This window comes from Rhodobacter sp. NTK016B (assembly GCF_017303295.1).
Taxonomy (GTDB): Bacteria; Pseudomonadota; Alphaproteobacteria; order Rhodobacterales; family Rhodobacteraceae; genus Pararhodobacter.
In genome coordinates this window covers 1-16,818 of the sequence record NZ_JAFKOK010000021.1, presented here as the reverse complement: position 1 = coordinate 16,818, position 16,818 = coordinate 1, and the positions used below count along the sequence as shown (strand labels likewise).

The 16,818-nt window shown below is 66.3% G+C and carries 17 protein-coding genes; 12 read left to right on the top strand and 5 right to left on the bottom strand.

The features are described from left to right. Nucleotides 1–43: 43 nt before the first annotated feature. From rpsO to JI664_RS21705, 4 genes are all read left to right on the top strand, one after another. Nucleotides 44–313: a 30S ribosomal protein S15 gene (gene rpsO / locus JI664_RS21720; RefSeq protein WP_207015890.1), complete on the top strand. Its 270-nt coding sequence runs from the start codon at nucleotides 44–46 to the stop codon at nucleotides 311–313. 142 nt (nucleotides 314–455) lie between these two features. Continuing rightward, nucleotides 456–1,115 (top strand): potassium channel family protein, encoded by a 660-nt coding sequence (locus tag JI664_RS21715; protein ID WP_207015889.1) that lies wholly within the window; start codon nucleotides 456–458, stop codon nucleotides 1,113–1,115. 98 nt (nucleotides 1,116–1,213) lie between these two features. Further along, a complete protein-coding gene (locus JI664_RS21710; protein WP_207015925.1) occupies nucleotides 1,214–2,548 on the top strand; it encodes a TrkH family potassium uptake protein in 1,335 nt (444 codons plus the stop codon). A gap of 139 nt (nucleotides 2,549–2,687) precedes the next feature. After that, nucleotides 2,688–3,854, top strand: coding sequence for an HWE histidine kinase domain-containing protein (locus JI664_RS21705; RefSeq protein WP_207015888.1), 1,167 nt, complete (start codon nucleotides 2,688–2,690; stop codon nucleotides 3,852–3,854). Nucleotides 3,855–3,861: 7 nt separating this feature from the next. Here the strand turns inward: JI664_RS21705 and JI664_RS21700 are convergent, their stop codons facing one another. Both JI664_RS21700 and JI664_RS21695 read right to left on the bottom strand, forming a co-directional pair. Further along, a complete protein-coding gene (locus JI664_RS21700; RefSeq protein WP_207015887.1) occupies nucleotides 3,862–4,485 on the bottom strand; it encodes a nuclear transport factor 2 family protein in 624 nt (207 codons plus the stop codon). Between the two features lie 113 nt (nucleotides 4,486–4,598). Continuing rightward, nucleotides 4,599–5,831: an aminopeptidase P family protein gene (locus tag JI664_RS21695; protein WP_286174235.1), complete on the bottom strand. Its 1,233-nt coding sequence runs from the start codon at nucleotides 5,829–5,831 to the stop codon at nucleotides 4,599–4,601. Between the two features lie 375 nt (nucleotides 5,832–6,206). On the opposite strand from JI664_RS21695, the gene pnp reads away from it, so the two are divergent. Continuing rightward, nucleotides 6,207–8,342: a polyribonucleotide nucleotidyltransferase gene (pnp, locus tag JI664_RS21690; RefSeq protein ID WP_207015886.1), complete on the top strand. Its 2,136-nt coding sequence runs from the start codon at nucleotides 6,207–6,209 to the stop codon at nucleotides 8,340–8,342. A 224-nt stretch (nucleotides 8,343–8,566) separates the two neighbouring features. On the opposite strand, the gene JI664_RS21685 is transcribed toward pnp, so the two are convergent. Beyond that, nucleotides 8,567–9,673: an aspartate-semialdehyde dehydrogenase gene (locus JI664_RS21685; RefSeq protein WP_207015885.1), complete on the bottom strand. Its 1,107-nt coding sequence runs from the start codon at nucleotides 9,671–9,673 to the stop codon at nucleotides 8,567–8,569. Between the two features lie 285 nt (nucleotides 9,674–9,958). Further along, nucleotides 9,959–11,470: a hypothetical protein gene (locus JI664_RS21680; protein WP_207015884.1), complete on the bottom strand. Its 1,512-nt coding sequence runs from the start codon at nucleotides 11,468–11,470 to the stop codon at nucleotides 9,959–9,961. A gap of 157 nt (nucleotides 11,471–11,627) precedes the next feature. Between JI664_RS21680 and JI664_RS21675 the strand changes: the two genes are divergently transcribed. The 4 genes from JI664_RS21675 to JI664_RS21660 are packed head-to-tail and all read left to right on the top strand — an operon-like array spanning nucleotide 11,628 to nucleotide 13,928. Continuing rightward, nucleotides 11,628–12,395: an SDR family oxidoreductase gene (locus tag JI664_RS21675; protein ID WP_207015883.1), complete on the top strand. Its 768-nt coding sequence runs from the start codon at nucleotides 11,628–11,630 to the stop codon at nucleotides 12,393–12,395. Further along, nucleotides 12,392–13,018 carry an enoyl-CoA hydratase/isomerase family protein gene (locus JI664_RS21670; protein ID WP_207015882.1) on the top strand — a complete coding sequence of 209 codons (627 nt, stop codon included), beginning with the start codon at nucleotides 12,392–12,394 and terminating at the stop codon, nucleotides 13,016–13,018. Before JI664_RS21675 ends, JI664_RS21670 begins: the two co-directional genes overlap by 4 nt. Nucleotides 13,019–13,050: 32 nt before the next feature. After that, nucleotides 13,051–13,407 carry a hypothetical protein gene (locus JI664_RS21665; RefSeq protein ID WP_207015881.1) on the top strand — a complete coding sequence of 119 codons (357 nt, stop codon included), beginning with the start codon at nucleotides 13,051–13,053 and terminating at the stop codon, nucleotides 13,405–13,407. Between the two features lie 38 nt (nucleotides 13,408–13,445). After that, nucleotides 13,446–13,928, top strand: coding sequence for a copper chaperone PCu(A)C (locus tag JI664_RS21660; protein ID WP_207015880.1), 483 nt, complete (start codon nucleotides 13,446–13,448; stop codon nucleotides 13,926–13,928). A 30-nt stretch (nucleotides 13,929–13,958) separates the two neighbouring features. On the opposite strand, the gene JI664_RS21655 is transcribed toward JI664_RS21660, so the two are convergent. Next, on the bottom strand, nucleotides 13,959–14,585 hold the full coding sequence (locus tag JI664_RS21655; RefSeq protein ID WP_207015879.1) for a TetR/AcrR family transcriptional regulator: 627 nt from the start codon (nucleotides 14,583–14,585) through the stop codon (nucleotides 13,959–13,961). Between the two features lie 89 nt (nucleotides 14,586–14,674). Here JI664_RS21655 and JI664_RS21650 point away from each other — a divergent pair, with 89 nt between their 5' ends. From JI664_RS21650 to rpmB, 3 genes are all read left to right on the top strand, one after another. Further along, the gene (locus JI664_RS21650) at nucleotides 14,675–15,052 is read left to right on the top strand and encodes a hypothetical protein (protein WP_207015878.1); all 378 of its coding nucleotides are present in this window, start codon (nucleotides 14,675–14,677) and stop codon (nucleotides 15,050–15,052) included. 90 nt (nucleotides 15,053–15,142) lie between these two features. Further along, nucleotides 15,143–16,162 (top strand): methylmalonyl Co-A mutase-associated GTPase MeaB, encoded by a 1,020-nt coding sequence (meaB, locus tag JI664_RS21645; protein ID WP_207015877.1) that lies wholly within the window; start codon nucleotides 15,143–15,145, stop codon nucleotides 16,160–16,162. A gap of 105 nt (nucleotides 16,163–16,267) precedes the next feature. Continuing rightward, entirely contained in the window at nucleotides 16,268–16,549 is a 282-nt protein-coding gene (rpmB, locus tag JI664_RS21640; protein WP_207015876.1) for a 50S ribosomal protein L28, read from the top strand. The last annotated feature ends 269 nt before the right edge of the window (nucleotides 16,550–16,818 follow it).

Below are 16,818 nucleotides of genomic sequence, written 5' to 3'. Positions count from 1 at the left end.
ACATCCCGGCCTGCGCCTTAACCTTTTGACACAGGAGACCCCGATGTCGATTACCGTCGAAGAAAAACAGCGTCTGATCAAGGAATTCGGCACCAAGGAAGGCGACACCGGTTCGCCCGAAGTGCAAGTTGCCATCCTGACCTCGCGCATCACCACCCTGACCGAGCACTTCAAGACCCACAAGAAGGACAACCACTCGCGTCGTGGCCTTCTGATGCTCGTGGCCCAGCGCCGCAAGCTGCTGGACTACCTCAAGGCGAAAGAGGTCGCTCGTTACCAGGACCTGATCGGCCGCCTCGGCATCCGCCGCTGAGCCCCCGACCGAACGACCGAACGCCCGCCCTCCGGCGGGCGTTTTCGTTTGTGGCCCGCTCTAATCCCGGACTTGACACGCGACTTGACACGCGGGCTTCTGCGGCGCAGCGTGCGCCTCGTTTCCGCAACGGAGAGAACACATGGCCGGGGGAACACGCAGTTTCGCCGTGATCGGACTGGGCGCTTTCGGCAGCACGGTGGCTACCGAACTGACACGGTTCGGCAACCGGGTGATCGGGCTCGACCTCGATGATCGAAGGGTCAGCCAGATGACCGCCACGCTGTCGAGCGCGGTGATTCTTGACACCACCGACGAGGGTGCGCTGCGCGAGGCGGGGATCGACCGCTACGACGTGGCGCTGGTGGCGATCGGCGACGATCTGGAATCCAGCATCCTGACGGTGATGAACCTCAAGCTGATGGGCCTGAGCGAAATCTGGGTCAAGGCCGCGAACAAGGCCCATCACCGCATCCTGTCCAAGCTGGGCGTCGACCGCGTCATTCAGCCCGAACAGGAGATGGGCCGCCATATCGCCCAGATGCTCAACAACCCGGCGCTGCAGGATTACGTAAGCCTCGGCAATGGCTATAGCGTGGTGAATATCGTCGTCCCCGAGCATCTGGCCGGGCGCCACATGACCGCGCTGGGTCTGGGCACGACCTATGACCTGCGGCTTCTGGGGGTGATGCGCGGCTCGGAATTCCGCCACGCGGCCGAGGATTCGCTTCTGGAAACCGACGACAAGCTGATCGTGCTGGGCAAGCGGCATGATTTGCGCAAGTTCGGGGATTCGCTGTGAAATCCAGCAATTCTAGCGGGCGCGATGGCGAGCAGGCGCGCCGCCCCGGCCCCCTGCGCGCCCTCTGGTGTCGGCTGCATGGCCCGCAAACACGGCGGATGTGGCGGGCGGTGACGCTGTGGCTGGGCCGCTTCCCGCCGCCGCTGATCCTTGCGCTGCTCTATGCGCTGTTGATCGCCGTCGGCGCGGCGCTGCTGATGCTGCCCATCTCGCGCAATGCGCCGATCTCGTGGGAGGACGCGATTTTCACCGCCACCTCGGCCGTCACCGTGACCGGGCTGGTCGTGTTCGACGTGGGCACCACGATGACTTGGTTCGGACAGGCGGTGATCATGGCGCTGATCCAGCTGGGCGGGCTGGGGCTGATGACCTTCGCGGTGCTGGTTCTGGCCGCGCTGGGGATGCCGTTGGGCATTACCGGGCAGGTCTTTCTGCGCGAGGATCTCAACCACAACACCATGCATCACCTGACACGGCTGGTCGCGGTTATCCTGCGCGTCGTCGTGGTCTGCGAACTGGCCGGTGCGCTGTTTCTGTCGCTGACCTTCGTGCCGCGGCTGGGGCTTCTGGAGGGCGCATGGGCGGCGCTGTTCCACTCGATCTCGGCCTTCAACAATGCCGGATTCTCGACGTTCGCCGATGGTCTGGTCGGCTATGCCACCGACCCTGTGGTCAACCTCTTCATCCCCGCACTCTTCATCATCGGCGGCATCGGCTATGTGGTGCTGCAAGACGTGTTGGGTCCGCGTCCGGCCCGCGCATGGACGTTGCATACCAAGGTCATGCTGCTGGGCACCGGCATCCTGATCCCGTGGTCGGTCGCCTGTTTCGCGGTGCTGGAATGGAACAATCCCGGCACGCTGGGCCAGTTCGACAGCGTGGCCGCAAAGCTGGTGGTCAGCTGGTTTCAGGGCGTCACCACGCGGACGGCGGGCTTCAACACCACCGATATTGGCGCGATCCATGACAGCACGTCGATGCTGTTCATCTCGCTGATGCTGGTGGGCGGCGGCCCGGCCTCGACCGCGGGCGGGATCAAGGTCACGACCTTCGTGGTCATGCTTCTGGCCACCATCGCCTTCTTCCGCCGCCAAACCCAGCTTCACGCCTTTGGCCGCTCGATCGGGCTGGAACAGGTGCTCAAGGTCATGGCGCTGACGGCGATTTCGGTGCTGGTAATCTTTACCGCCGTGTTCCTGATGACGGCCTCGCATGACGGGCATTTCCTCGACATCGCGTTCGAGGTCGCATCGGCCTTCGGTACGGTCGGCCTGTCGCGCGGCTTTACCGGCGAGATCAACGATTTCGGACGGGCGGTGATCATCCTCGTCATGTTCCTTGGCCGCGTCGGGCCGCTGACGCTGGGCTTTTTCCTGGCCACCCGCAGCGTGCCGCGCCTGCGCTACCCCGAGGCGACGATCCATCTGGGTTGAGCGTGTGGCTTGACCGGGCGCCCTTCGGCGAGAATGATTGCCCCTTTCCGCCCGTTTCGGCATGTTTCATCGTCTCTTTCCAGCATGGCCGTTGTGCCGTCTCTTTTCGCCGGTTGCCGCGCCTGCTAGACCAAGCTCCATGACCACGTCCGACCGCATTATTTCGGCGCAGCACAAGTTTCCCGCCTCGGTGGGCTCCGAGCACGACGCCGCGCTTGCCGATGAAGAGCGCCTGACATCGCTGGCCAATAGCGGCCTGATGGACAGCCTGCCCGAGGACGTCTTCGACCGTGCCTCGCGCCTTGCCAGCCGCCTTCTGGGCGTTCCGATTTCGCTTCTGTCGCTGGTCGATTCAAGCCGGCAATTCTTCAAATCCGCCACCGGGCTGGACGAACGCCTGACGGAAACGCCGCTCAGCCACAGCTTTTGCCAATATGTCATCTCGGTGGACAGCGCCCTTGCCGTCGATGACGCGCGCACGCATCCGCTCTTGAGAGCGAATGGCGCGGTCGGGGATCTGGACGTGATCGCCTATCTTGGCGTGCCGGTTCATGCGCCCGATGGCGCGGTGCTGGGATCGTTCTGCGCGATCGACACCCAGCCGCATTACTGGACCGAGCAACAACTCGCCGATCTGCGCGACCTTGCCGCCATCGTCGAGACCGAGATCGCGCTGCGCCATTCGCTGGACGAACGCCAGTTGCTGATCGACGAGCTGAACCACCGCGTGAAGAACCTGTTCTCGGTCGTCACCGGCATTGTCCGCATGAGCCAGTCGCAGGGCGAATCCCCCGCCGACCTGCACCAGCGCCTTCTGTCGCTGTCGCGCGCGCATGACCTGATCGCCCCGGCCATCCATGCCGACCGCCCGGCCGAGCAAGGCACGGATCTTGCGACGCTGCTCGACACGCTGCTGTCGCCCCATGCCAGCGGGCCCGAGCGGATCGTGCTGTCCGGCCCCGAGCTGATGCTGGGGCCGAAATCCTCGAACGCGATGACGCTGGCGCTGCACGAACTGACGACGAATGCCGCGAAATACGGCGCGCTGTCATACCGCGCGCCGAACGGTCTGCTCAAGGTGACATGGCACGCCGAGGGCGCGGATATCGTCATCGACTGGGTCGAACAGAACCTGCCCGACGACACGACCGAAGGCGACATCCCGGCGCCGCGGCATCATGGCTTCGGCTCGAAACTGCTGGCGATGACGGTCAGCGCGCAGCTTTCGGGCCGGATCGAGACGACGCGCGACGGCGACCGGCTCACGCACCGGCTGACCCTGCCGCGCGACGTGCTCGCGCGCTGAGGCCACTTTACTCGACCAGTCCGGCAGGCTCGGCACCTGACAACCAAGCATCACCCTGCGCATAGAGTCGCTCGACCTCGGGGCCCGTCAGGCCCGGCATGCCCTTCTCCTTGACCTTGAAACCGGCCTGAGTTTGCAGGTAGCCCAGATGCCGGTAGCCCACCGGGAACCGCGCCAGCAGCGCAGCGTCCAGCGTGACCGAGGCGCCGGGTTCGACCGGGTCCATGCGATCCTTCTCGTAGATCGGCTGACGGCGCACGAAACCCCAATTCCCCGCCCGCTTTTCGAGGAAGTCATAGAACCGCCCCGTCGCGGTGACATCGACCATCACGCCATGCACCTCGGCGCGCTGGCTTATGGTCATCTTTGTCTGCGCGATGGCCCGCGCACCACGAATAGTGCTGATATGGCCCAGATTGGCGTGGATGATCGAGACGCCGTTTTCAAAGCCCTTGCGCCGCGCGGCCAGAAAATCCGCGCCCGAGGCCTGAAACCACGTCGCCGCCATCACGCCGTCGTCGTGCCAGACCTCGGCGAAAAGGTCCCACAGCCCGCTGTCACTGGCGATGATCCACTGATCGACCAGCTCCCGGATCGCCAGCTTGTCGGCGAGGGTATCGGTATCGCTCATTCGTCTCTCTCCTGCCCTGTCGGGCGTAGGCTAGGGCAAGTCGCGCAACGGATAAAGCGCCCGGTTGGGACGGGGCGCAGGGCGGCATCAGCCCCGCCCCGTCCCTGCCGCGCTCAGGCGATGACGTTGGCCTCAGGGCCATAGGGGAAGCCGGTGATGTTCTCGGCCCCCGCGCTGTGCACGACCAGAATGTCGTGCTCGCGGTAGCCGCCCGCGCCGGGCGTGCCCTCGGGCAGCCAGAGCATCGGCTCCATCGACACGACCATGCCGGGTTCCAGCACCGTGTCGACATCCTCGCGCAATTCCAGCCCGGCCTCGCGCCCATAGTAATGGCTCAGGATGCCAAAGGAATGGCCGTAGCCGAACGAGCGGTATTGCAAGAGCCCCTCATCGGCGAAGAACCGGTTGAGTTCGTCGCAGATGGCCGAACACGAAACTCCCGGTCGAATCAGCGACAGGCCCAGTTCATGCGCGGCCACATTCGCGCGCCACAGCCGAAGGGTATCGGTATCCGGCTCGCCCAGAAACAGCGTGCGCTCCAGCGCGGTGTAATAGCCCGAGATCATCGGAAAGGCGTTCAGGCTCAGCAGATCCCCGCGCCGCAGGACCCGTGTCGTCACCGGGTTATGCGCGCCGTCGGTGTTCAGCCCTGACTGGAACCACACCCAGCTGTCGCGCAGCTCGCTGCCGGGATGGGCGCGGGCGATTTCAAGCTCCATCGCGTCGCGTCCCGCCATGGCCACATCGATCTCGCGCACGCCCTCGGCAATCGCGGCGCGGATCGCCGCGCCGCCCAGATCGGCGATGCGCGCACCCTCGCGGATCAGCGCGATCTCGCCGGGCGATTTCACCATGCGCGCGGCCATCGTCGCGGGTGCCACGTCGATCAGGTCCGGCGCGTCCAGCATCGTGTCGAGCGTCTCGCGCGCGCTGAGCGTGAGGTGATCGCGCTCGATCCCCAGCCGCCTTGTGGCGCCGGTCAGGGCCCCCACCGCGCGCCAGTAATTATCGCGCTGCCAGTCGGTATAGATCACGTTGTCGCAATGACTTCGCCGCCACGGCTGGCCGCCGTCGATATTGGCGCTGACCAGCGTGCAGGCCTGCTGCGTGACGACCAGCCCATAGGGCCGACCGAAGCTGCAATACAGAAAGCCCGAGTAATAGGCGATGTTGTGCATCGAGGTCAGCAGCACGGCGGGCAGGTCCATCCGGACCATGATCGCCCGCAGGCCGGAAAGGCGGCGGGCATATTCGCTGTCGCTGAACGGCAGGGCCACCTTGTCGCCGTTATGGCAGGTGAAGGCTTCGGGTCGCCGGGCCATGGAAGGCGGAGCTATCGGCGTCATCGGGTCATCCTCGTCAAAGGACCGGACGCGATGAGAGGCGCCCGGCGTCTCATCCGGGCGTGCAGGACAATCCCTCATCGGAACGATGAGCGCCGGCCCGGTCGAGGGGGTGACGCCATCACCCCGGGGCCAGCCGCAAAAGGCTAACTCGGCGCCCCGCGCCAATCAACGGCTATGGTGAAGCCGGGGCCGCTCTTGCGACACCCTATCGCACGCGACGGCTTTCCAAGATCGCCGTTTTCCTGTATGGCCCCGCCATCTGTGACGTGACGCATCGACCCCGGCGTGATGCAGAGAGATAGGGGTCGGCGGCAATGGGGCCGCCATAGAAACGGGAGCCCCGCAGGGGCGGGTTTGCTCCCTTGAGGAAACTGAATGTTCAATATCACCAAGAAATCGATCCAGTGGGGCCAAGAAACGCTCACGCTGGAAACCGGGCGTGTTGCCCGTCAGGCTGACGGCTCGGTCATCGCCACGCTGGGCGAGACCTCGGTCATGGCCAACGTGACCTTCGCCAAGGCGCCGAAGCCGGGTCAGGATTTCTTCCCGCTGACCGTCCATTATCAGGAACGCACCTATGCCGCCGGCAAGATCCCCGGCGGCTTCTTCAAGCGTGAAGGCCGTCCCTCGGAAAAAGAGACGCTGACCTCGCGCCTGATCGACCGTCCGATCCGTCCGCTCTTCGTCGAAGGCTTCAAGCACGAAGTGCTGGTCGTCACCACCGTGCTGTCGCATGACCTGGTGAACGAACCCGACATCGTCGCGATGATCGCCGCCTCGGCCGCGCTGACGATCTCGGGCGTGCCCTTCATGGGCCCGATCGCCGCCGCGCGCGTGGGCTTCGTCGATGGCGACTATGTGCTGAACCCCGAATGCGACGACATGGTCAAGCTGCGCGAGAATCCCGAGCAGCGCCTCGATCTGGTCGTGGCCGGCACCGCCGACGCGGTGATGATGGTCGAATCCGAAGCCTACGAGCTGTCGGAAGCCGAGATGCTGGGCGCGGTGAAATTCGCGCATGAAAGCTATCAGCCGGTGATCGGCCTGATCATCGACTTCGCCGAGGAATGCGCGAAAGAGCCCTTCGACTTCGAAGCGCCCGATTACGCGGCCATCCTGTCCCGCATCAAGGATCTGGGCGAAACGCAGATGCGCGCCGCCTTCGGGATCAAGGACAAGCAACAGCGCGTCAACGCGATCTCGGAAGCCCGCGCCGCCATCAAGGCGCAGCTGTCCGAAGACGAGCTGGCCGATCCGCAACTCGACACCGCGATGAAGAAGCTGGAAGCGTCGATCCTGCGTGGCGACGTGATCAACGGCGCCCCGCGTATCGATGGCCGCTCGACCACCGATATCCGTCCGATCGTGTCGGAAACCTCGGTCCTGCCGCGGACCCACGGTTCGGCGCTGTTCACCCGGGGCGAAACGCAGTCGCTCTGCGTGGCGACGCTGGGCACCGGCGACGATGAGCAGTTCGTGGATGCCCTGACCGGTACCTACAAGTCGAACTTCCTGCTGCACTACAACTTCCCGCCGTATTCGGTCGGCGAAGTGGGCCGTATGGGCTCGCCGGGCCGCCGCGAGATCGGCCACGGGAAACTCGCGTGGCGCGCGCTGCAGGCCGTCCTGCCCGCCGCGACCGACTTCCCCTACACGATCCGCATGGTGTCCGAGATCACCGAGTCGAACGGCTCGTCCTCGATGGCCACCGTCTGCGGCGGTTCGCTGTCGATGATGGATGCGGGCGTGCCGCTGAAAGCGCCGGTCGCCGGCGTGGCGATGGGCCTGATCCTGGAAGACGACGGCCGTTTCGCGGTGCTGACCGACATCCTCGGCGACGAGGATCACCTCGGCGACATGGACTTCAAGGTCGCGGGCACGGAATCGGGCATCACCTCGCTGCAGATGGACATCAAGGTTTCGGGGATCACCTTCGAGATCATGGAGCAGGCCCTGGCGCAAGCCAAGGACGGCCGGATGCACATCCTCGGCGAGATGGGCAAATCCCTGTCGGCCCCATCGGGCTTCAGCCAGTACGCGCCGAAGATCGAAACGATGACCATCCCCACCGACAAGATCCGTGAAGTGATCGGGTCGGGCGGCAAGGTCATCCGTGAGATCGTCGAAACCTCGGGCGCCAAGGTCGACATCAACGATGACGGCGTGATCAAGATCGCCTCGTCGGATGCCGAGGCCATCAAGAAGGCCCACGACATGATCTATTCGATCGTGGCCGAGCCGGAAGCGGGCAAGATCTACACCGGCACCGTGGTGAAGATCGTCGATTTCGGCGCCTTCGTGAACTTCTTCGGCAAGCGGGACGGCCTTGTCCATGTGTCGCAGATCGCCAACAAGCGCCTGAACCATCCGTCGGACATGCTGAAGGAAGGTCAGGAAGTGAAGGTCAAGCTTCTGGGCTTCGACGATCGCGGCAAGGTGCGTCTGGCGATGAAGATGGTCGATCAGGAAACCGGCGAAGAAATCACCGAGAGCAAGGACGATTCCGAGTAATCGGTCGTTCCGCTCAGGGAAAGGAAAGGGCCCCGGCATCGCTGCCGGGGCCCTTTTTCGTTACCGGGGGCGGTGCGTGCAAGCACGCACCCTACAAGCCCGCACGGGATGGCTGGCTTCGCTTGCAGGTCCAGCGCGTTTCCCCGTTCGGCACGACGCGGCGACAGTCGGTCTGGTCACCCCGCTGTAGGGTGCGTGCTTGCACGCACCGGCCCCCGGTGCAGTCAGCGCGGCAACAGGGTCTCGGCGATCTGCACCGCGTTCAGCGCAGCCCCTTTGAGCAGCTGGTCGCCCACGACAAACAACGCCAGCGTCCGCCCCGAGGGATCGCCCAGATCCTCGCGCAGCCGGCCGACCAGAACGGCCTCTTGCCCGGTGGCCTCGACCGGCATTGGGAAGTGGTTGCCGACGCGGTCGTCGACCAGCCGCAGCCCCGGTGCCACGCCGATAAGCTGGCGCGCTTCTTCGAGAGAGATGGGACGATCGAACTCGACACTCACCGCCATGCCATGCGCGCGCAGCACCGGCACGCGGATACAGGTGATCCCCACCGGCAGATCCGGGCGCCCCATGATCCGCCGGGTTTCGGCCACGACCTTCTGTTCCTCGCCGTTATAGCCGCTCTCGGGATCGACCGCCGCGTTATGGCTGAAGAAGTTGAACGCATAGGGATAGGGCAGCACCTTGGGCTCGAAGGGCTGGCCTTCCAGATAGGCGCCGGTCGCCGCGCGCAGTTCCTCCATCGCCGCCGCCCCGGCGCCCGAGGCCGCCTGATAGGTCGCGACGTTCAGCCGCCGGATCCGCGCCGCCTGCGCCAGCGGCGCCAGCGCCACGGTCAGGATCGCCGCCACGCAATTGGGATTGGCAATGACGCCCTCATGCGCCGCCATCGCGGGGGCGTTCACTTCGGGCACGACCAGCGGCACGGCGGGGTCCATCCGGTAGGCCGAGGAATTGTCGACCACCACTGCGCCCGCCTTCACCGCCAGCGGCGCGAACCGGCGCGAGATCGTCGCGCCCGCCGAGAAGAACGCGACATCGACGCCCTCGAAACTGTCCTCGGTCAGTTCTTCGACGACGATCTCGCGGCCCCGGAACGGCAGCCGGATCCCCGCCGAGCGGGCCGAGGCCAGCAGCTTCAGCCGCGCTACCGGGAAATCGCGCGCGGTCAGGCTTTCGATCAGCTCGATGCCCACTGCCCCGGTCGCGCCGACGATGGCGACGACGGGATGCGCGGGCAGGCGGCGGTTGATCTGAGGCCGCGCGGCGGATGGCGCGGGCGCCTCTTGAGCGGGCTGCAACGAAGCAAGGGGATCGAGAAGGTCGGTCATCATCGTCTTCCTGTTACGAAGGACGAGACCGCTCTTTCCCTGCGCGCCCCGTCCGGTTTCCGGCGGGGCTTGTCGGGAATGTCAGTTCGATCTGTCGACCGCGCACACCCGAAGCACCCCCGCCGGAGCGGTGGTCATAATGGTGCGCTTGAGGGTCGATTGCGTGAACATGACGGGGCAGGTAGCACCGCCGCGCAGACCGATCAAGGGGCTTGTTGGCGGGATCGATACGCAAACGGCGCGCGGGGACCTGCCCGCGCGCCGTCGAAAGTCTTGAAGCGGTGATCAGAACGGCAGCGGCGCGCCATTCACGGTGATCTGAGCGCCGGGGCGGATCGCCACGTCCGAGCGCAGGTGATCCTCGCCCACCGAACGCGCGAAGCCGTTCATCATCATGCGCACGACGAAAAGCTGATCCTGCGGGATGACGCCCATCGCCTGCAGGCGGGTCAGCAGTCGCTCGCCGCCCACCAGATCGAAGGTGAAATCGCCGTTCGCCTCGGGCATCGGCCGTCCCATCTGCGCCATCAGCCCGCCGATCAGCTCGACCGCGCCCGAGCCGGTCAGCACGCTGTCGCCCACGGCAAGTCGCAGATCATCAAGACTGACGCTGCTGATATCCAGCGGCGGCACGTCGGAGTCGGCCCATTCCGGACCCAGTTCCTGCGTCAGGCGCCCCATCGCGCCCAGATCGAGCACCACCGACAGGCTATCGCCCGCGAACGAACCCGCGCCCATCATCGTCAGCAAGTCCTGCGAGATCTCGATATCGTTGAGCGCGAACATGTAGCGGAATTGCTGATCATCCGGCGTCACGATCAGCGGGAAGCCGAAGGCGACATCGGCACCGCCAAAGGTGGCGGCGCCCTGCATCGGGCCATAGCTGCCCGAAATCTCGGCGCTGCCGGCAGAGCCGGTCAGATCCACCCGTCCGTCCAGTGCGGCGATCCGCATCGTGCTCTGCGCGCCTTGCGTGTTCATCAGCAGCGGCACATCGTCCAGCGTCTGGCTCGAGCTCTGCTCGGACCCGGCGGTCGTGAAGTCCAGCACCGCCGAGAAGCCCGCGTCGAACGCCCGCGCCATCATGCCCGGCTCGTCCGAGAGCATGTCCAACTCGGTGCCGGCAAAGGTGATGCGCGGTGCGTCCATGGTGCCCGTCTGCGTGACCGTTGCGCCGTTACTGCGCGACGGATCGACGTATTCGATGTCATAGGTCACGCTGTCGGCGCCGAGACTGAAATCGAGCGAGCCTTCGCTGGTGGCCCGCAGCGAGGCGTCGAACGCGTCGAAATCCATCGCGAAACGGCCCGGCATCGGCGCGCCCTTGGCGCTGAGCGTGGGCAGCATCCGTGCGGCGAGGCTGGCGAAATCCATGTCCAGCACGGCGTTTTCGTCATCCACCATACCGACGATCTCGCCCGAATGCGTGACTTCGAATTCGCGTGTAACGCCGCGCCCGGTCTGCACCGCGACCGAGACGGTGGGTGCGGGGATCAGCGCGACCTGATCGCCGCGCGCCTCGATGCGCATCTGATCCATGCTGACGACCACCTCGTTGGGGTCGTTGGTCGGAAAGATCCGCACGCCCGACAGCGTCACGACGCCGCCTGCTTCGTTCACGCCGGTGGTGCTGATCGACAGCCCGGCCTCGCCCGCCAGCGTCTGCAGACCGTCCCAGGCCTCGCTCGCGCTCATCGACTGGGCTACCGCCGGCCCGCACAGAGCGATGGTCGCGACCAGCGCGGGCGCCATGGCCCCGCGCGCAACGGCCCGCATCGGTTTGGAAACGGTTTGCATGGTTGAAAAACTCCCTTTGGCCTCGCGGCGAATTGCCCGGATTCTGGCGTCCGGCCCCGGATGGTCAAGCGAAAAGCCACCCTCCGGGGATGGTCAGGCGTAAAACTGCGCGTTACCTAAGTTCGGACGATGCAGGACCTGCACAGGGAGATCCGACATGACCGACACGACCGACCGCGACGCTCAGCTCCGCGGCAAGGTGGTGCTGATCACCGGCGCCAGCCGTGGCATCGGCGCTGCCGCCGCGCGGCGTTTCGCCCGGGCCGGGGCGATCCTCGGGCTGGCTGGCCGCCCCTCGGCCGGGCTGAAGGCGGTCGCTCAGGAAACCGGCGCCACGCAACTGACCTGCAACGTCGCCGATGCCGGTCAGGTCAAGGACGCGGTCGAGCATATGGTGCGCGACCATGGGCGGCTTGATGTGCTGATCAACAATGCCGGTACGATCGACCCGATCGCGCTGATGGCCGGAGCGGACCCGGCGGAATGGGGCCAGCAGATCGACGTCAACCTGAAGGGCGTGTTCCACGGCATGTGGGCCGCCCTGCCGGTGATGCAAGCCGAGGGCGCGGGCACGATCCTGACCGTGGGGTCGGGCGCGGCCTATAACCCGCTTGAAGGCTGGAGCGGGTATTGCGCGTCGAAAGCGGGCGCGATGATGCTGACGCGGGCCGCACATCTTGAGGCAGGCGACCGTGTCCGCGTGCTGTCGCTGTCACCCGGCACCGTCGCCACCGACATGCAGCGCGCGATCCGCGATTCGGGCGTCAACGCGGTCAGCCAGATCGACTGGGAGACGCATATCCCGCCCGAATGGCCCGCCGAAGCGCTGTTGTGGATGTGCACGCCCGACGCTGACGATTTCCTTGGCGCCGAAGTGTCCCTGCGCGACGAAAGCGTGCGCAACCGCATCGGGCTTGCCCGATGATCCGGCGCGAGGATGATGGCGCGCTGACGATCCTGTCGCTCGACCGGCCCGACAAGGCCAATTCCCTGACGCGCGCGATGATGCTCGACCTGATCGGCCATCTGCGCGACGCCGGAAAAACGCAGAAAGCCGTCATCCTGACCGGCACGGGCAAGGTGTTCTCGGCCGGGGCCGATCTGGACGAGGCGCGCGCCGGTCTTGCCACCGATCCGGTCTGGGAAGAGCTGTCGGGCACGATTGCCGCGCTGCCCTGCCTGACCATTGCCGCGCTCAACGGAACGTTGGCGGGCGGCGCTTTCGGCATGGCGCTGGCCTGCGACATCCGGCTTGCGGTGCCCACGGCCAAGTTCTTCTACCCGGTGATGAAGCTGGGCTTTCTGCCCCAGCCCTCGGACCCCGCGCGCATGGCCGCGCTGATCGGGCCGGGCCGCGCGCGGCTGATCCTGATGGCGGGCGCCCGGGTCGAGGCACCCGAGGCGCTGGCCTGGGGCCTTGTCGACCGGCTGGAAGCGCCCGAGGCCTTGCTCGACGCCGCGCGCGCCCTGAGTGCCGATGCCTGCGCCGCGCCCGAAGGCCATGCAGGCCGCATCAAGGCGCTGATCCCGCGCGTTTGGTCGCACTAGCCGACCCGCCCGCTGCCGCTTATACATCCCCCATGCGCGCCCTGATCCGCAGCCTTCTTCTGATCGGCCTTGTGCTGGGCTTCGTCACCGGATCGGTGGCGATGGCCTCGGCGCATTACCAGATGCGCGGCGCCGGACAGATCGTCATCTGCACGGGTTTCGGTGCCACGACGATCACGCTGGACGCCAATGGCAACCCGGTCGACGACAAGCGCATCCTGTGCCCCGAATGCACGCCCGCGCTGGCCGCGCTGACCGAAACCACGACGCCGCTGCCGGTCCTGACGGGCACGCTGACGCCCGTGACCTATGTGCGCCGCGACATCCCCATGCCCGCGCCCGAAGCGCCGGTTCACCGCCATTCCCGCGCGCCCCCTGTCCCGGTCTGACCCCTTCGTTTCAGACCCTTTCAAGACAGGACAAGCCAATGATCCGCATCCTTCCGCTTGCCGCCACCGCGGCCCTTTTCGCCATGCCCGCCCTCGCCTGCGACGGCTTCGGGGCGCATGACGCCTATGCCCGCTTCTCGACCTCAATGTCGCAATCGGGCGCGGCCTTCATGGTGCTGCACAACCACGGCACCGAAGACTGCCACATCACCGGCGCGCGCAGTGACGTGGCCCAGCGCACCGAACTGCACACGCATGAGATCGGCGAGAACGGCGTCGCCCGCATGATCCATGTCGAAGAGGGCTTTCCGCTGCCCGCCGATGGCGAGCTGGTGCTTCAGCGCGGCGGCGACCATGTCATGCTGATGGGCCTGAACAGCCCGCTTGAGCAGGGCGAGACCTTCGACCTGACGCTGATCTTCGCCGATGGCAGCGAAAGCACCTTCCCGGTGACCGTCGACAACGAACGGATGCCCGGCCAGATGCCCGAAGGCGCGGCGATGAACGGCCACGACCATTAAGCGCTTGGGCGGGGGCCTTGGGCCCCTGCCCTACCGATCCCCGGCCAGCACCCGCTTCCCCGGCGCGTAGAGCCGCCCCAGCAGGTCCAGTGCCAGCCGCCCGCGCGCGGTGCGCGCGGCCTCGTCCGGCGCCTCCATGCGCCCGATCACCCGGCGGATCTGCGTGTCCCCCACCAGAAGCCCCAGATAGACCTCGCGCACGGCCTCGAGATCGCCGAAAGCCAGCGCCCCCTGCGCCCGCGCCTGCTCCAGCAATTGTCCGATCAGCGGGGCTATCGTCTCGCGTCCCTCCTGACCGATGGCGCGCCCCAGCTCGCCGGTCGGGTCCGCCGCCGCCGCCCGGTTCAGCGCCACGGCCCGCTCGCCTGTCAGGACTGCCAGCAAGGCAGGTCCCACGCGCCCCAGCGTCGCCAGCGCATCGCCGCCACCGGCTATCTGCGCCCCCAGCATGGCGCGCACCTCGTCCGCATTGCGCCGCACCAGCGCGTGGAACAGGCCTGTCTTGTCACCGTACCAATTGTAAAGCGTCTCGTTCGACGCTTTCGCCCGCCGCGCAATGGCCAGCATCGACGCCCCGGCATACCCTTTTTCTTCCAACACGGCATAGGCTGCCGCCTCGATCTGCGCCTGCCGCGCCTCGCGTGTCTCGTCGCGCATGAACCCCTCCGGAAAACCGTTGACAGAATCCGTAACCACAATTACGGATATTAGCAACCGTACATACAATTACGCCAAAGGAGGCTCCCATGAACCAGACCCATCGCCAAGCCTATGCCGCGCTCGCCGCCCTCGTGATCCTGCAGGTGATCATGCTGGGATCGCTCTATGCAGGCGTGGCGCCGCATCCGCCCGCGACGATCCCGCTCTTCGGCATGGGGCCATTTCTGGGCGCCGCCGTGGCCGCCGCCGTCGCCGCGATGATCCTCGGGCCTCTGGACAGCCGCGCCGGGCGCGTGCTTGCCGCGCTGGCCGCCCTCGCCGCGCTCGCCTCGTTCGGGCCGCAGAAATATCTCGACGCGCAGTTCCCGCTGATCTGGCCTGCCGTGATCTCGGCCCAGATCGCCGCGATCACTGTGTTCGCCGCTCTCGTCACCAGCCGCCAGCGCCGCACCGCCGCCGCCTGATCCCGGCACGACAGTAACGATGCATACAGGGGGCTTCGGCCCCCTGTCTGCACTCTGGACAGAGCCCGCCCCAGCGGGCAAGGAAGGGGTATGAGCGACAGCCCCCCTTCCGACCTCGCCGCGCGCATCCTAGCCACCGACCGCCGTGCCCTTGCCCGCGCGATCACGCTGGTCGAATCGACCCGCCCCGATCACCGCGAGCAAGCCACCGCGCTGCTGACGGAACTGGCCGGCCATGGCCGTCAAGCGCTGCGAATCGGTCTCTCGGGCACGCCGGGCGTCGGCAAATCCACTTTCATCGAAAGCTTCGGCACGCTGCTGGCCGACAAGGGGCTGAAGATCGCCGTCCTCGCCGTCGACCCGTCGAGCGCACGCACCGGCGGCTCGATTCTGGGCGACAAGACACGGATGGAGCGCCTGTCGCGCAACCCCAACGCCTTCATCCGCCCCTCGCCCAGCCAGTCGCATCTGGGCGGCGTCGCGCGGCGCACGCGTGAGGCCGTGGCCCTGTGCGAGGCCGCGGGCTTTGACGTGGTGCTGATCGAAACCGTGGGCGTGGGCCAGTCGGAAACCGTGGTCGCCGAGCTCAGCGACGTGTTCGCGCTGCTGCTCGCCCCGGCAGGCGGGGACGAATTGCAGGGCGTCAAGCGCGGCATCATGGAAGCCGCCGACCTGATCGTGATCAACAAGGCCGACGGCGACCTCAAAGCCACCGCGACCCGGACCTGCGCCGATTACGCGGGCGCGCTCAGACTGCTGCGCAAACGCCCGCAGGACGCGCCGGGTTTCCCCAAGGCGATGACCGCCTCGGCGCTGAACGAGGAAGGGCTCGAAAACGTCTGGCAGCAGATCACCGAGCTGGCCGAATGGCGCAAGGACAGCGGGTTCTGGCAGTCGCGCCGCGACGAACAGGCACGCCACTGGTTCAATGAAGAGGTAAAACAGGCGCTTCTCGCCGGTCTCGACCGCCCGGCTGCGCGCGCGAAAATGGCCGAACTGGCCGATGCGGTGGCCCAGGGCGATACCGCTGCAGCGGCCGCAGCCCGCGAGATGGTCGCCGCGCTGCCCGGTTTGCGCGAATCCCTTGACGAGGGTGCCAATTCCGCCTAATACGCCCCACGAGTTTCCGGGCCCTGCCATGCAGTGGCCTCTGACGTTGACGGCGCCCCCGCTTTCGCAACCCGGCGCCCGCCTGATAATGACGAGGATGACACCATGTCGCGCCGCTGCGAACTGACCGGTAAGGGCCCGATGTCGGGCAACAATGTGAGCCACGCCAACAACAGGACCAGACGGCGCTTTCTGCCGAACCTGGTCGATGTGACCCTGGCGTCGGAAACCCTTGGCAAAAGCTTCAAGATGCGTATCTCGGCCTCGGCCCTGCGTTCGGTCGACCACCGCGGTGGCCTCGACGCGTTCCTCGCCAAGGCGAAGGATGTCGAGCTTTCGGACCGCATGCTCGCGGTTAAGAAAGAGCTGGCCAAGGCCGCGGCCTGATCCACGCGCTTCCCGATCGTTTTCGGAAGGCCCCGCTTCGGCGGGGTCTTTCGCGTTGTGCACCGCGGACACGAAGAAAGGGGGCTGTCTGCCCCCTCTTGGCCTGCGGCCAATTCACCCCCAAGGATACTTCCGGATTAAAGATGGGCCGTTAACGCGCCCTTTACCCTTATCTTTGATCCAGAAATATCCACGGGGGAGGTCCGGAGGGGGCGCGTGCGTCCCCTCCGGGCGGGTGCGGGCGGCAGCCCGCCGGGCCGAGGGGGCTC